The organism is Pseudomonas sp. NPDC088414, from assembly GCF_044753325.1.
Classification (GTDB): domain Bacteria; phylum Pseudomonadota; class Gammaproteobacteria; order Pseudomonadales; family Pseudomonadaceae; genus Aquipseudomonas.
Map to the genome: position 1 here is coordinate 97919 of NZ_JBIVMY010000007.1, position 14737 is coordinate 112655.

Below are 14737 nucleotides of genomic sequence, written 5' to 3' on the forward strand. Positions count from 1 at the left end.
TTTTCATGCGCGGGAAATACCCGACGAGGATCAGTCGTCGAAGTCTTCCCAGCCGCCCATCTGTTTCCAGCGGTTGACGATGCCGCAGAACAGCTCGGCGGTCTTCTCGGTGTCGTAACGCGCCGAATGCGCTTCACGGCCGTCGAAATCGATATCGGCTGCCTGACAGGCCTTGGCCAGAACGGTTTGACCGTAAGCCAGACCGGCCAGTGTCGCGGTGTCGAAGCTGGAGAACGGGTGGAACGGGTTGCGCTTCATGTCCAGACGCGCAACCGCGGCATTCAGAAAACCGAGGTCGAAGCTACTGTTGTGGCCGACCAGGATCGCGCGCTTGCAGCCGTTGGCCTTCAGCGCCTTGCGGATGCCACGGAAGATGTCGGTCAGCGCGGTTTCTTCGCTGACGGCCATGCGCAGCGGATGATCGAGCTTGATCCCGGTGAACTCCAGTGCCGCCGCTTCGATGTTGGCGCCTTCGAACGGCTCGACGCGGAAGAAATAGGTGTGGTCCGGGTAAACAAAACCCTTTTCATCCATGGCGATGGTGGTCGCGGCAATCTCCAGCAAAGCGTCGGTGGCCGAGTTGAAGCCACCGGTCTCTACGTCGACGACAACCGGCAGGTAACCGCGAAAACGTGCTGCCATTGGATGACGGGAACCGCCGCCACCTTGACCGTCCAGTTCGTCGTCGAAATGGTCTTCACTCACGCGTGTTCCTCCAGCAGGCGCCAGCGCAGTTTTTCACCGGCGCGCAGCGGGATAACGTTCAGCTCGCCGAATGGCAGGCTGGTCGGGGCGGTCCATTCTTCACGAACCAGGGTGATGCGATCGGTGTTGGCTGGCAGGCCGTAGAAACGCGGACCGTTGAGGCTAGCGAACGCTTCGAGCTTGTCCAGTGCATTACGCTGCTCGAACGCTTCGGCATACAACTCGATAGCGGCATACGCGGTGTAGCAGCCGGCGCAGCCGCAGGCGGCTTCCTTGGCGTGCTGGGCGTGCGGTGCCGAGTCGGTACCGAGGAAGAACTTGGCGCTGCCGCTGGTGGCGGCGTCAAGCAGGGCTTCCTGATGGGTATTGCGCTTGAGAATCGGCAGGCAATAGAAATGCGGCCGGATCCCGCCCACCAGCATGTGGTTGCGGTTGTACAGCAGGTGATGCGCGGTGATGGTCGCGCCGACGTTGGCCGAAGCCTCGTTGACGAACTGCACGGCGTCGCCGGTGGTGATGTGTTCGAACACCACTTTGAGCGTCGGGAAACGCTCTACGACACGGCGCATGTGCTCATCGATGAAAATCTTTTCGCGGTCGAAAACGTCGACATCGCCACGGGTGACCTCGCCGTGGATCAGCAGCGGCATGCCGACTTCGGCCATGGCTTCCAGCGCCGGGAAGATTTTGTCGATGCTGGTGACTCCGGAATCGGAGTTGGTGGTGGCGCCGGCCGGGTACAGCTTGGCGGCGTGCACGAAACCGCTGGCCTTGGCCTCACGAATTTCTTCGGGCTGGGTGCGGTCGGTGAGGTACAGCACCATCAGCGGTTCGAAGCGACTGCCGGCCGGGCGGGCAGCGAGAATCCGCTGGCGGTAGCCGTCGGCTTCAGCGGCGTTGCGCACCGGTGGTACCAGGTTGGGCATGATGATGGCGCGGCCAAAGGTGCGCGCCACATCGGCAACGGTATTGGTCAACACGGCACCATCGCGAAGATGAATGTGCCAGTCGTCGGGACGCAGCAGGGTCAGGCGGTCGGACATGAGGGGATTCCAGGCGGGTCAAACTGAGGGGAATGCTACCGGAAAAGACTCTTGCAGGCACTCGCTATCAAGTTTTGCAGGATCCTTCCGATATCCCGTAGGTATGCCGTAAACATAGTGTGAATCGGTCTTTGTGTTACAGAAGCCAATGGAGCCTCCCGTGCGCCAGCGATATTTAGCCTTGCTCAGTGTGTTTGCCAGCCTCCCCGCGATGGCGCTCACCTACCAGACGCGTCTGGAGAACATTGAGTGGACGGTCGAGGGCGACAAGTTCGAGTGCCGCCTGACCCAGCCGATCACCGATTTCGGCTCGGGCCAGTTCGTGCGCAAGGCCGGCGAGCAGGCGATATTCCGCCTCAATGCCTACAACGCCATGCTCGGTGGCGGTTCGGCGACCTTGCTCGCGGCGGCAGCGCCATGGCAGCCGGGGCGCAACGACATCAACCTGGGCAGCGTCAGGATCGGCACCGGCAACGTGCTGTTCAACAGCTCACAATCCCAGGCCGGCGGGCTGATCAGCGGTCTGCTCGATGGTCGCAGCCCGGTGGTGCGCCGTGCGTCCGGCGATGGCCGGGTTTCGGAAGTGCGTCTGCTGCCGGTGAAGTTCAGCAAAGCGTTCAATGATTACCAGACGTGTGTGGCGAAGTTGCTGCCGCAGAATTTCGATCAGGTGAAACAATCGCAGATCGGCTTCCCCGGCGAAGGCACCGATCTGGATGCTGCCGCCAAAGCCAAGCTGCAGGTGATGCTCGAGTTCATGAAGGCCGATCCGACGGTCAATCACATCGAACTGGATGGCTATTCCGACAACAGCGGCAACCGTCTGACCAACCGTGAACTGTCGCGCCGTCGCGCGTTGGCAGTGGTCGACTTCTTCAAGGCCAATGGCATCGCCGAAGCGCAGATAACCGTGCGTTTCCACGGCGAGCAATACCCGCTGGTGCCGAACAACAATGCGGCCAACCGGGCGAAGAATCGCCGGGTCAGCGTGAAACTCGCGCGAGTGGCACCCACCACCGCGCCAGCGCCACAAGCCAGTACGCCAGCCAACGCTGCGGCGACTTCCTGACCCGCCGGTCATCGTCGCGCTCTCGACAGATTCTGTCGCTTTGTCGTCTTAAGCTGTCGCGCCTCTGTAAATTCTCGGATTTGAGCGGTAGACTCCTCGGCTTTCCGTAGAACCCCGTGGAGTGATGGCATGGCGGACGTAAACAAGGTCGTTCTGGCGTATTCCGGCGGCCTGGACACTTCGGTGATCCTCAAGTGGCTGCAGGATACTTATAACTGTGAAGTGGTGACCGTCACCGCTGACCTGGGTCAGGGCGAAGAGGTCGAGCCGGCACGCGCCAAGGCTCAGGCCATGGGCGTCAAAGAAATCTACATCGACGACCTGCGCGAAGAATTCGTGCGTGATTTCGTGTTCCCGATGTTCCGCGCCAACACCGTTTACGAAGGCGAGTACCTGCTGGGTACTTCCATCGCACGTCCGCTGATCGCCAAACGCCTGATCGAAATCGCCAACGAAACCGGCGCTGACGCCATTTCCCATGGCGCCACCGGCAAGGGCAACGACCAGGTGCGTTTCGAACTGGGTGCCTACGCGCTCAAGCCAGGCGTGAAAGTGATTGCGCCATGGCGTGAGTGGGACCTGCTGTCGCGCGAGAAACTGATGGATTACGCCGAGAAGCACGCGATCCCGATCGAACGTCACGGCAAGAAGAAGTCCCCGTACTCGATGGACGCCAACCTGCTGCACATCTCCTATGAAGGCGGCGTGCTGGAAGAGACCTGGACCGAGCACGAAGAAGACATGTGGCGTTGGACCGTCTCCCCGGAGAAGGCTCCCGACACCCCGCAATACCTGGAACTGACCTACCGTAACGGCGACATCGTTGCGCTGGACGGCGTCGAAATGACTCCGGCCACCGTACTGGCAACGCTGAACAAGATCGGTGGCCAGCACGGTATCGGCCGTCTCGACATCGTCGAAAACCGTTACGTGGGCATGAAGTCCCGTGGCTGCTACGAAACCCCGGGCGGCACCATCATGTTGCGCGCGCACCGCGCCATCGAATCGATCACCCTGGACCGCGAAGTCGCTCACCTCAAAGACGAGCTGATGCCGAAATACGCCAGTCTGATCTACACCGGCTACTGGTGGAGCCCGGAGCGTCTGATGCTGCAACAGATGATCGACGCTTCGCAGGTCAACGTGAACGGTGTGGTTCGCCTGAAGCTGTACAAAGGCAACGTGATCGTTACCGGCCGCAAGTCCGACGATTCGCTGTTCGACGCCAACATCGCGACCTTTGAAGAAGACGGCGGCGCTTACAACCAGGCCGACGCGGCGGGCTTCATCAAGCTCAACGCGCTGCGCATGCGCATTGCCGCGAACAAGGGCCGCAAGCTGTTCTAAGCCTCGCGGACCCGTGAAGAAATGGCGGCTTGTCACAGTGACAAAGCCGCCATTTTTTTTCCTGTGTGTCCGGCCCGACTCTGGAGCGTTGGTCGGTACGGTCAATTTCAGTATTTTTTCGAATGTCCACTTCAGGCATCAACTCTGCGTTTCATACGCCTCTTAATACCGTAGTACTTTGCGCGGTCACGTTGTAGGCAATGAAAATTTTGGCACCCCCGTTTTTTTTCGATTGCTTGATAAGACTGGGGGTGATTTTTTTGAGCAAAACACCGGACGCCGAATCGGTCAAAAAAACCACCACCTTGGCCGATTGCCCGCCAAGGTGCGGGAAGTGTTCAGCCAGGATGTTGAACGCCTGCGCGCTGCTCATCGGGCGTACATCTATCGCACGCAATGTGCCCATGGGTTTGGGCAGTTGAATGTTGTGCTCAATCCAGAGGCGCTCCGAACAGGACTTGCCTGTGCCGTCCAGATAGCGACGCCCCGGATCAGTATTGTGTGCAGGCAACGTCCATTGCAGACCGTTTGAAGTTGCTGTCCCGTCTGGCGCAGCACAAGCGCCTGGTGTAGGCGCACACGGTGTGGGTTCGGCCGGTTTCAACTCGTCAAAGACTTGCAGAAAACTGTCGTCATTGTCGAAGTCCGAGGGGGCATACAATGATCGGTAGTTGAAATTGAGCGTTAAAAAAAATAGCAGCAGCAAGTAAAACGGGAAACTGATCAGGAACCAGACATAAACTTCTCTTTCGTCGCTATCAAGAAAGGGTAAGGAAATGGCTGCCGATGACTCGGAAATAAATGCAAATATCGTAATTACAGTCATGGGATTGGTTATTCTCTTTCTGATTTTTATCATGGCGTTTGCTCATTAGGTGTGTATTCCATTGTGTTTGTTGAATGGTTTTTGTGTGGGTGAGGTTTTGCGTTTGATGCTATTTTTTATATTAAAAGAAATCCGTTGGGTAGAAGTATCTTGTTTCAGATGTTGATTTGTTAAAGTGTGCAGATGGTTTTTTCTATCTTCTTGGCAATTGATTGGTTATCTGATTTTTTCAGGATGTCGTTAATGCGCAGTCATGCAATGACAGCGCTTTTTCAGACTTTTGCTGGGCGTGCCACTCGGAGGCGTCGCCAGGCATGGCCTCAAGGGCGTAGTATTTTTCACGTCGAAGTCGCTATCAGAGAAACAGTTGGCGCACGCCAATATCATCGGTGTCAGGTTTTTTGTAGGAATAATCTTTTTTTGTTGTAGGGAATGTCTTTGGCTGGGAGTGCGATGGAACTCTCTTGTGCCATGTCGGAAGTGACTAGGCTATTGTGCGGATTCTAAAAATTCGAACAGCGAAACTGGACTTGCCCATGAATAAAGTGCTGATCGTGGATGATCACCCCGTCATTCGTCTTGCTGTGCGTATGCTGATGGAACGTCATGGCTACGAAGTTATTGCCGAAACAGATAATGGCGTGGACGCGTTACAACTTGCTCGTGAACAGATGCCGGATATCGTTATTCTGGATATTGGAATTCCCAAGCTTGACGGCCTGGAAGTTATCGCGCGTCTGAACTCGACACCGATGCCCTTGAAAGTTCTGGTGCTGACTTCCCAGGCACCGGGACATTTTTCGATGCGCTGCATGCAGTCGGGTGCGGCGGGATATGTCTGTAAACAACAGGATCTGACTGAATTGCTCAGTGCGATCAAAGCCGTACTGTCCGGGTACAGCTATTTTCCAAACCAGGCCCTGCATACTGTGCGGACCAGTCTGGGCAATGCCAGTGAAGCCGATATGGTGGACCGTCTTTCCGGCCGGGAAATGATGGTGTTGCAGCAATTGGCGCGGGGCAAGACCAACAAGGAAATTGCCGACGGCATGTTTCTCAGCAACAAGACGGTCAGCACGTACAAGACGCGTCTGTTATTGAAGCTCAATGCCCGGTCGCTGGTGGATCTGATTGAGTTGGCGCAACGTAACGGACTGGTCTGATGATCCTGATTGCCGAGGAATCATGGGCCACTCAGTGTCGGATTTCCCAGACAGTAAAAAGCCTCCGGTTCGGGAGGCTTTCAAGTGTCAGAGGTCAAAATCGTAATCAGCCAATTGCTTTTGCAGTCGGCGCTCCTCAAGCAGGTTATCGATGGTGCGACGTTTGCTCAGATTGGTCTTGGCAACCTCGACCACCGGTTCGGCGTCGTCGGTTTCCACAGCGGTAAAATCGTCATCTACGTCCAGTTGTTCTTTGCTGTCAGTCATAAGGTGAACTCCAGGCTAAGACTGCCTTTGGCGCTCCTTATATCGATATTCCTGCTGCGGGTAAAAAAGATTTTTTCAATCGACGAATCAATTATTCCAATAGCCAATCAATCGTCCGAAGTTTTGTGTTTGTACTCGCACAAATCTTCGATCCGGCAGCTGCCACAGCGGGGCTTGCGCGCCAGACACACATAGCGACCGTGCAGAATCAGCCAGTGGTGAGAATCCAGCAGGTAGTCTTTTGGCACAAACTTCATCAGCTTGTTTTCCACTTCAACCACATTTTTACCCGGGGCAATGCCGGTGCGGTTGCTCACGCGAAAAATGTGCGTGTCGACCGCCATGGTCAACTGACGGAAAGCGGTATTGAGGACCACGTTGGCCGTCTTGCGGCCGACGCCGGGCAGCGCCTCCAGTTCTTCGCGCGTCTGCGGGACTTCGCCATTGTGCAGCTCGACCAGCATGCGGCAGGTCTCGATCACGTTTTTCGCTTTGCTGTTATAGAGGCCGATGGTCTTGATGTATTCGGACAGTCCTTCGACGCCCAGCGCGTGGATCGCTGCCGGGGTATTGGCCACCGGAAACAGTTTGGCCGTGGCCTTGTTGACGCCGACGTCGGTTGATTGCGCCGAAAGAATGACCGCAATCAACAACTCGAACGGCGAGGAATAGGCCAGTTCGGTCTTCGGCTCGGGATTGTCCTCATGAAGTCTGCGGAAGATTTCCAGACGTTTTGCGGCATTCATGGATGATGTGTTTCCTTGGAGGTAGCGTTCGAGCGGGTCCAGGCCTGGCGGGCGGCGAGCAGTAGTCCGAGCAGGATGAAGGCGCCGGGAACCAGGGTGAGCAAGTGCAGCCCGTCGCTGAACAGAATCAGGCCTTGCCAGTGCTCAGACAGGCCACGACCGATGTGGCCCTGACCGAACAGTTCACGCAGCGCAGCCAGCGCGAGTAGCAGTGCGCTCGACAGGACAAAAAACTTCAGGCATTCGGTCAGCGCCTGACGAAAGAATCCATTGTATTCCAGCACCACACACTGCAAGGCGATCAGCCCGGTATAGATTCCGAGTGATTGTTGCCACTGCAACGCCCAACGCTGCGCGAGGATATTGGCACAACTGGTCAGGGTGGCGGCCAGCAGCAGACTGGCGAGTATCAGGTTGCTGTCAGACAGTCGCGAGCGCAATGGAGCGATACATACGCCGTAAACCGCCACGACGGCGCCCGACATCAGCAGCATGCCCAGCGCGCCAGCCAGTGTCGTACTGGTGCCAAGTAGCAGAACCAGCAACAAGGCATTCGTCAGGTTCACCGGTCGGTTCATGATCCGCCCCCGAGCAAGGTTGCGCGGTGCTCATCAAAGTAGCGCAGGGCGTCATGGATGGCATTGACGGTGGCCCGGGATGTAATGGTGGCTCCCGCCAGTTGATCGAACTGTCCCTGATCTTTTTTCAGTGCCCAGCCTGCGTCGTCAGGTGCATTGCGCGACTTGCCGGTGAATGTCGCCAACCAGGGGTTCGGCCAGTCGCCGATAAGTCCGCCGAGCGCCGGCGTTTCGTAGTGCCGCAGGGTTTTTACCCCCAGCAGTCTGCCGTTGGCATCGATGGCGATCAGCAGTTCGATAACGCCGGCATAGCCCTCGGTTTGCGAGCGCAACAACACTGCCGCCGGCTGCCCGAGTCTGGTAGCGCGGTAGCCTGCCAGCAGGGTGCTGTGGCTCAACGTCATATCAGTCAACGCCAGCGGCTGTTCCAGTGGCTGGTTGTCGTAGGCATCGGCTGCGAGTACATCCAGCAGCTTGCGGCTGTCGAGCAAGCGTTGCTCGCTGGCAATCTGCGGCGCACTGGCGCGCTGCACCACATAAGTCAGGCCGAGACCGGCGCCAGTCATCAGTACAAGCGTCACGACTGCAGCCACGCGGTTCATGATTGCACCTGCGTCTGGCGGGCAGCGGCAAAACGTTCCAGAGCCGGTACACACAGATTCATCAGCAACACCGCAAACGCAACACCGTCCGGGTAGCCGCCCCAGGTGCGGATCAGGTAGGTCAGCAAGCCGACACCCACGCCGAACAGCAGTCGGGCCAACGCACTTTTGGCGCCGGATACTGGTTCGGTAATGATGAAAAATGCACCGAGCATGGTTGCGCCGCTCAGCAGATGAAACAGCGGTGAGCCGTGGGAATCAGAACCCGAACCGTTCCAGCAGAGCAGGCTGACGACAAACAGGCTGGCCAACATGCCAACTGGCGCTTGCCAGGCAATCACCCGGCGTTGCAATAAAACCAGTCCACCGGCGAGAAACGCCAGATTGATCCACTCCACACCGCGTCCACCGAAACGCCCGAACGCCGGATTGGCCGCGAACAATTCATCGATGGTCAGGCTTTTGTTGATGCGCAGGCTGTCCAGCGCGGTGGCCTGAACCCAGGCGTCCGGGACCTGACCAAGATTCAAGACGTGTGCAAAAGCGGTCTGCAGATTCATGCCATGCGCCGGCCAGTGGGTCATTGGCTGCGGGAACAGCAGCATCGCCAGGGCGAAACCGAGCATGGCCGGGTTGAACGGGTTCTTGCCGACGCCACCGTATAAATGCTTGCCGAACAGCAGCCCCGAAGCCACCGCACTAACGGTCAGCCACCACGGGCAATACGGCGGCAGCGCAGCGGCCAGCAGTGCCGCGCTGACCAGTGCGCTGCCATCACTGAGCGTTGGTTGCAAAGGTTGTCGACGCAGGCGGGCGACGCCAGCCTCGATCAGCAGCGCGGTGCTCGCCGCCAGGATCAGGTTGATCAACACGCCCCAGCCGTAAAACCAGAACAACGCCAACAGCCCCGGCAGCGTGGCCAGCAGCACCTGCTTCATCGCCTGTTGCAGGCGATCATCCGGTGCTTCACGGGGCGACATGATCTTGCACCTGCCGCTCGGCGTCTTGCAGGCGCGCGCGGGCCTTGTCGAGGATGTCGTCCGGCGTGTCGGCGCGGCGCTCGAGTTTGCTCAGGTCGGCACGGGCGTAGGCCAGTTCGGTTTTCAACTGACGGAGCTGGCTGTCGATCGGACGTTTTTCCACACGCATCAGATCCGGTACAGCCTGCTCGCTCGCGGCTTCGGCAGCGTGAAGGGCTTGCTCGGCATCACGCAAGGCCTGTTCCAGCGTGGCGATCTGTTCCGGCGGCGCCTCGGCAGTCTGAGCCTTTTTCAGTTCGGCGCGGCGCATGGCCAACTGGATTTTCGCCCGCTTCAGGTCGGCGTCTTTCGCCGGAGCCGGGGCCGCAGCGGCTGGAGCGGTGGCGGCGCTGCTTTCGAGTTTCGCCAACGCCTGTTCGGCGGCTTCAAACTGCTGTTGCAACACGATCAGTTGCGATTGCTGTTCGAAGGTCGGCGGATGGCCGAAGGCTTTCAGCGATTTGTGCAGTTGCGCGCGACTCATGGCGACATCGATCTTGGCTTTTTTCAGCGCGGCGTCGGCGGTCGCGGCTTTCTGCGCGCGCACCCGTTCCAGAGCGGCCTGCACCGGATCGAGAGTGGCCACCGCCGGTTGCGCTGAGCGCTGCGCCCGGGCTTCGCGCTCAGCCTGTTTCTGCTGTTCCTCGCGTTGCAGGCGGGCGTTGCGGCGTTCAAACCGCTGGCGCGCATGATCGCGTTTGGCCGCGCGTGCGCGCTGTTCTTCAAGGCTGGATGCCAGGCCACCGACCACCGGCAATGTGCCGAGCGGCAGTGGATGCATCTCGATGCAGTCCACCGGGCACGGCGCCACGCACAGGTCGCAACCGGTGCATTCGTCGATCAGTACGGTGTGCATCAGTTTCGCCGCGCCGACGATGGCGTCGATCGGGCAGGCCTGGATGCACTTGGTACAGCCGATACACTCAGCCTCGCGAATGTACGCCACTTGTGGCGGTGCCGAGCCACGGCTGACGTCCAGCTCCAGCACCGGCACGTTCAACAGTTCTGCCAGGGCGGCGACGGTTTCGTCACCGCCGGGCGGGCACTTGTTGATCGGTTCGCCATCGACGATGCCTTGCGCATAGGGCTTGCAGCCGGGGTGGCCGCACTTGCCGCATTGGGTCTGCGGCAGGAGGGCATCGATGAGTTGAATCAGACTCATGTTTTGATCAGTCCACTGAATCCGAGAAAAATCACTGCGATCAGTCCGGCGCCGATCAGGTCGATCGGCAAGCCGCGAAAGGGCAGGGGAATGTCATTGTCCGCCGTGCGTTCACGCAAATCGTTGAACAGGCTCAGCACCAGCCAGAAACCCAGCCCGGCGCCGATGCTCAGCGCTGTTGCTTGCAGCAGGCCGCGATCATTTTGCGCATTGATCAAGGCCAGCCCCAGTACACCGGCATTACCGAGCAACAGTGGCCACAGTCCGTCAAACGGCCAGTCAGGCAGCGCACGCGCCAACAGTTTCAGCAGCGGCGCGATCAGCAGCACGCTGAGCGGCAGGAACACAAACAGCTGCAGGGCCTGCAGTTGCAGCGGCACCAGTAGCCAGTGCCAGAGCACGTAACCGACAACGCCGACGCTCAGCATCAGGCACGCCGTCGCCAGCCCTAGCGCATGCACCTGGCGCCGACTGCCGGCCAGCAACGGATCGACGCCCAGCGGCCAGTGCAACACGAAGTTGTTGAGCAGGGCGGCACTGATCAGCGTAAGCGCAAGTTCGGTCATGGTTCTGCCGGCAGCAACGGGCGGGTGTCACTTAAGGTTAGGCATTATCCGGCACCCGCGATGGGTGGGCCAGATATGAAAAATCCCACAGGCCTGCGGAACATGCCTGTGGGATTGTTTTACCGCTGGGCCTTACTTGATGCGTTGACCCGGCTTGGCGCCGCTGTCCGGGCTCAGCAGGTAGATTTCTTCACCGCCAGGGCCGGCCGCCATCACCATGCCTTCGGAAATGCCGAACTTCATTTTCCGTGGCTTGAGGTTGGCGATCATCATGGTCAGGCGACCGTCGAGTTTCGACGGGTCCGGGTAAGCGCTCTTGATCCCGGAGAATACGTTGCGCTGCTCGTCACCGATGTCCAGGGTCAGGCGCAGCAGCTTGTCGGCACCTTCCACGTGTTCAGCCTTGACGATCAGCGCGACGCGCAGGTCGACAGCAGCAAAAGTGTCGAAGTCGATTTCCGGCGACAGCGGATCCTTGGCCAGTTCGCCGTTGCCCGCAGGGGCGGTTGCACCGGTGTCGGTCTGGCTGGCGGTCAGGTCTTCTTTCGAGGCGTCGGTCATGGCTTGCACTTTTACCGGGTCGATGCGGGTCATCAACGGCTTGAATTCGTTCAGCTGATGGTTGGCCAGCAGCGTGGTGTGGTCGTTCCAGGTCAATGGGGCGACGTTGAGGAAGGCCTCGGCGTCGGCGGCCAGCAGCGGCAGCACCGGTTTGAGGAAGATCACCAACTGGCGGAACAGGTTGATGCCAGTGGCGCAGATCGCCTGGACTTCATCCTGCTTGCCTTCCTGCTTGTTCAACGACCATGGGGCCTTGTCGGCGATCCAGGCGTTGGCGCGGTCGGCCAGGGCCATGGTTTCACGCATGGCGCGGGCGAAGTCGCGGGCCTCATAGGCGTCGGCAATGCTTGGCGCCGCGGCGAGGAACGCTTCGGTCAGCTCTGGCGCGGCATTGTTGTCGACCAGCAGGCCGCCGTTGCCTTTGTGGATGAAACCGGCGCAACGGCTGGCGATATTGACCACTTTGCCGACCAGGTCGGAGTTGACCTTCTGCACGAAGTCTTCGAGGTTCAGGTCGAGGTCATCGACGCCACGGCCCAGTTTGGCCGCGTAGTAGTAGCGCAGGTATTCCGGCGACAGGTGATCCAGGTAGGTGCGAGCCTTGATGAAGGTGCCACGGGACTTGGACATCTTCTGGCCGTTGACGGTCAGGTAGCCGTGCACGTTGATCCCGGTCGGCTTGCGGAAACCGGCGCCTTCGAGCATGGCAGGCCAGAACAGGGCGTGGAAGTTGACGATGTCCTTGCCGATGAAATGGTACAGCTCGGCGGTGGAGTCCTTGCCCCAGAACGCGTCGAAGTCCAGCTCCGGCGTGCGGTTGCACAGGTTCTTGAAGCTGGCCATGTAACCGATCGGCGCATCCAGCCACACATAGAAATACTTGCCCGGCTCGTCCGGGATCTCGAAGCCGAAGTACGGCGCATCGCGGGAGATGTCCCACTGTTGCAGGCCGGCGTCCAGCCACTCGGCGATCTTGTTGGCGACGGCGTCCTGCAGGGTGCCGCTGCGGGTCCAGGTCTGCAGCATCTGCTGGAAATCTGGCAGTTTAAAGAAGAAGTGCTGGGAATCCTTGAGCACCGGGGTGGCGCCGGAGATCGCCGACTTCGGATCCTTCAGATCGGTCGGGGCGTAGGTCGCACCGCATTTTTCGCAGTTGTCGCCGTACTGGTCTTCAGTGCCGCATTTCGGGCAGGTGCCCTTGATGAAGCGGTCGGCCAGGAACATTTTCTTTTCCGGGTCGAAATACTGAGTGATCGAACGCTGGGCAATGTGCCCGGCATCACGCAGTTTCAGGTAGATCTGGCTCGACAGCTCACGGTTTTCTTCAGCGTGAGTGGAGTGGAAATTGTCGAAATCGACCAGGAACTCGGCAAAGTCGGCGCTGTGTTCAGCCTGCACGTTGGCGATCAGTTGTTCCGGGGTGATGCCTTCCTTTTCCGCGCGCAGCATGATCGCCGAACCGTGGGCGTCGTCGGCGCAGACATAAATGCATTGATTGCCGCGATGCTTCTGGAAGCGCACCCACATATCGGTCTGGATGTATTCCAGCATATGGCCAAGGTGAATCGAACCGTTGGCGTAGGGCAGGGCGCTGGTGACGAGGATCTTGCGTGGTTCGGACATGTGGGGCTTCGCTACTTGATGAAACGGAGGTCGGCCACTATAAAGCGCTGGCGCATATTTTTCACCCTGTGCACCTGTTTCCGGATGCGGCCACTGCAATAACCGGATGGACTGACTGCAATACATTGTGGCGAGGGAGCTTGCTCCCGCTGGGTGGCGAAGCCGCCCCATCCGGCAATGGCAGATAGACCAGATCAATCGGATCGCGACTGCTGCGCAGTCGAGCGGGAGCAAGCTCCCTCGCCACAAAGTCGAGTCGACGCATAAATCGCCTGACCACAAATCAATCTGCGGGGTACGATACCCGCCATCTTTTCCCAGTCTTGTTAACGGAGTTGCCCATGAGTGCCGTCACTCGCGCAGCGGTGGAAGCCGTCCTCAGCCAATACACCGACCCCTACCTGAACCAGGACCCGGTCAGCGCCGGTTGCGTGAAACACATCGAGATCGATGGCGACCGCGTGAAGGTTCAGATGGAAATCGGCTACGCCGCCGGTCTGTTCAAGAGCGGCTGGGCACAGTTGCTGCAGCTGGCCATCGAAAATCTTGATGGGGTGACGATCGCCAGGGTCGAGGTCAACAGCGTAATCGCCGCGCACAAGGCCCAGGCACAGATCCCGGGTCTGGCCAACGTCAAGAATGTGGTCGCGGTGGCCTCGGGCAAGGGCGGTGTGGGCAAGTCGACCACCGCGGCCAACCTTGCGCTGGCGCTGGCCCGTGAAGGCGCCAAGGTCGGCATTCTCGACGCCGACATCTATGGCCCGAGCCAGGGCATCATGTTCGGCATCCCCGAGCGCACCCGCCCCGAGGTCAAGGATCAGAAGTGGTTCGTGCCGCTCAAGGCCCACGGCGTGGAAGTCATGTCGATGGCGTTCCTGACCGACGACAACACGCCGATGGTCTGGCGCGGGCCGATGGCCTCCGGTGCGCTGCTGCAACTGGTTACGCAAACCGCGTGGGGCGATCTGGATTATCTGGTGATCGACATGCCGCCAGGCACCGGCGACATCCAGCTGACCCTGGCGCAGAAAGTCCCGGTGGCCGGCGCGGTGATCGTCACCACGCCGCAGGATCTGGCGCTGCTCGACGCGCGCAAAGGCGTGGAAATGTTCCGCAAGGTCAACATTCCGGTGCTGGGCGTGGTGGAAAACATGGCGGTGCATATCTGCTCGAACTGCGGACATGCCGAGCATCTGTTCGGTGAGGGCGGCGGCGAGAAGCTGGCGACCCAATATGGTGTCGAGCTGCTGGCCTCGCTGCCGCTGTCGATGCTGATCCGCGAGCAGGCCGATGGCGGCAAGCCAACGGTGATCGCCGAACCGGACAGCCAGATCGCCATGGTCTATCAGGAACTGGCCCGCCACGTCGGCGCGCGCATTGTGTTGCAGGAAGCGGCGACACCGGCGATGCCGAACATCAGCATCAGTGACGATTGATCAATCGGTAACGCTGAAAACCTG

Annotated in this window: 15 protein-coding genes; 4 read left to right on the top strand and 11 right to left on the bottom strand. The window is 59.4% G+C overall.

The window, feature by feature from the left end:
- Nucleotides 1-30: 30 nt before the first annotated feature.
- Together rnt and pyrC are read right to left on the bottom strand one after the other, a co-directional pair.
- A complete protein-coding gene (rnt, locus tag ACIP8I_RS09830) occupies nt 31-705 on the bottom strand; it encodes a ribonuclease T (RefSeq protein ID WP_095136951.1) in 675 nt (224 codons plus the stop codon).
- Nucleotides 702-1748, bottom strand: coding sequence for a dihydroorotase (gene pyrC / locus ACIP8I_RS09835; RefSeq protein ID WP_047296199.1), 1047 nt, complete (start codon nt 1746-1748; stop codon nt 702-704). Before pyrC ends, rnt begins: the two co-directional genes overlap by 4 nt.
- A 160-nt stretch (nt 1749-1908) precedes the next feature.
- Here pyrC and ACIP8I_RS09840 point away from each other — a divergent pair, with 160 nt between their 5' ends.
- Together ACIP8I_RS09840 and ACIP8I_RS09845 are read left to right on the top strand one after the other, a co-directional pair.
- Nucleotides 1909-2817, top strand: coding sequence for an OmpA family protein (locus ACIP8I_RS09840; RefSeq protein ID WP_007963975.1), 909 nt, complete (start codon nt 1909-1911; stop codon nt 2815-2817).
- A 129-nt stretch (nt 2818-2946) separates the two neighbouring features.
- Complete coding sequence (locus ACIP8I_RS09845) at nt 2947-4164, top strand: argininosuccinate synthase (RefSeq protein ID WP_400760615.1); 1218 nt, start codon at nt 2947-2949, stop codon at nt 4162-4164.
- Between the two features lie 151 nt (nt 4165-4315).
- On the opposite strand, the gene ACIP8I_RS09850 is transcribed toward ACIP8I_RS09845, so the two are convergent.
- Nucleotides 4316-5023 carry a hypothetical protein gene (locus ACIP8I_RS09850; RefSeq protein WP_400760618.1) on the bottom strand — a complete coding sequence of 236 codons (708 nt, stop codon included), beginning with the start codon at nt 5021-5023 and terminating at the stop codon, nt 4316-4318.
- Nucleotides 5024-5526: 503 nt separating this feature from the next.
- On the opposite strand from ACIP8I_RS09850, the gene ACIP8I_RS09855 reads away from it, so the two are divergent.
- A complete protein-coding gene (locus ACIP8I_RS09855) occupies nt 5527-6153 on the top strand; it encodes a response regulator transcription factor (protein WP_003227711.1) in 627 nt (208 codons plus the stop codon).
- Nucleotides 6154-6240: 87 nt separating this feature from the next.
- Here the strand turns inward: ACIP8I_RS09855 and ACIP8I_RS09860 are convergent, their stop codons facing one another.
- The 8 genes from ACIP8I_RS09860 to metG form a co-directional block, all read right to left on the bottom strand.
- Complete coding sequence (locus ACIP8I_RS09860; RefSeq protein ID WP_041068377.1) at nt 6241-6420, bottom strand: PA3496 family putative envelope integrity protein; 180 nt, start codon at nt 6418-6420, stop codon at nt 6241-6243.
- A 107-nt stretch (nt 6421-6527) separates the two neighbouring features.
- Nucleotides 6528-7166 (bottom strand): endonuclease III, encoded by a 639-nt coding sequence (gene nth, locus ACIP8I_RS09865; RefSeq protein ID WP_367085586.1) that lies wholly within the window; start codon nt 7164-7166, stop codon nt 6528-6530.
- Nucleotides 7163-7744 carry an Rnf-Nqr domain containing protein gene (locus ACIP8I_RS09870; protein WP_400760621.1) on the bottom strand — a complete coding sequence of 194 codons (582 nt, stop codon included), beginning with the start codon at nt 7742-7744 and terminating at the stop codon, nt 7163-7165. The genes nth and ACIP8I_RS09870 overlap by 4 nt, the downstream gene beginning before the upstream one ends.
- Nucleotides 7741-8346, bottom strand: a complete 606-nt coding sequence (locus ACIP8I_RS09875; protein WP_400760624.1) for an RnfABCDGE type electron transport complex subunit G — start codon at nt 8344-8346, stop codon at nt 7741-7743. Before ACIP8I_RS09875 ends, ACIP8I_RS09870 begins: the two co-directional genes overlap by 4 nt.
- Nucleotides 8343-9326, bottom strand: a complete 984-nt coding sequence (locus tag ACIP8I_RS09880; RefSeq protein ID WP_400760626.1) for an RnfABCDGE type electron transport complex subunit D — start codon at nt 9324-9326, stop codon at nt 8343-8345. Before ACIP8I_RS09880 ends, ACIP8I_RS09875 begins: the two co-directional genes overlap by 4 nt.
- Nucleotides 9313-10527, bottom strand: a complete 1215-nt coding sequence (gene rsxB / locus ACIP8I_RS09885; protein WP_400760628.1) for an electron transport complex subunit RsxB — start codon at nt 10525-10527, stop codon at nt 9313-9315. Before rsxB ends, ACIP8I_RS09880 begins: the two co-directional genes overlap by 14 nt.
- On the bottom strand, nt 10524-11093 hold the full coding sequence (locus tag ACIP8I_RS09890) for an Rnf-Nqr domain containing protein (RefSeq protein ID WP_400760630.1): 570 nt from the start codon (nt 11091-11093) through the stop codon (nt 10524-10526). Before ACIP8I_RS09890 ends, rsxB begins: the two co-directional genes overlap by 4 nt.
- 132 nt (nt 11094-11225) lie before the next feature.
- Nucleotides 11226-13277 carry a methionine--tRNA ligase gene (metG, locus tag ACIP8I_RS09895; protein WP_400760633.1) on the bottom strand — a complete coding sequence of 684 codons (2052 nt, stop codon included), beginning with the start codon at nt 13275-13277 and terminating at the stop codon, nt 11226-11228.
- A 341-nt stretch (nt 13278-13618) separates the two neighbouring features.
- On the opposite strand from metG, the gene apbC reads away from it, so the two are divergent.
- Nucleotides 13619-14713: an iron-sulfur cluster carrier protein ApbC gene (apbC, locus tag ACIP8I_RS09900; protein WP_400760635.1), complete on the top strand. Its 1095-nt coding sequence runs from the start codon at nt 13619-13621 to the stop codon at nt 14711-14713.
- Nucleotides 14714-14737: the final 24 nt, after the last annotated feature.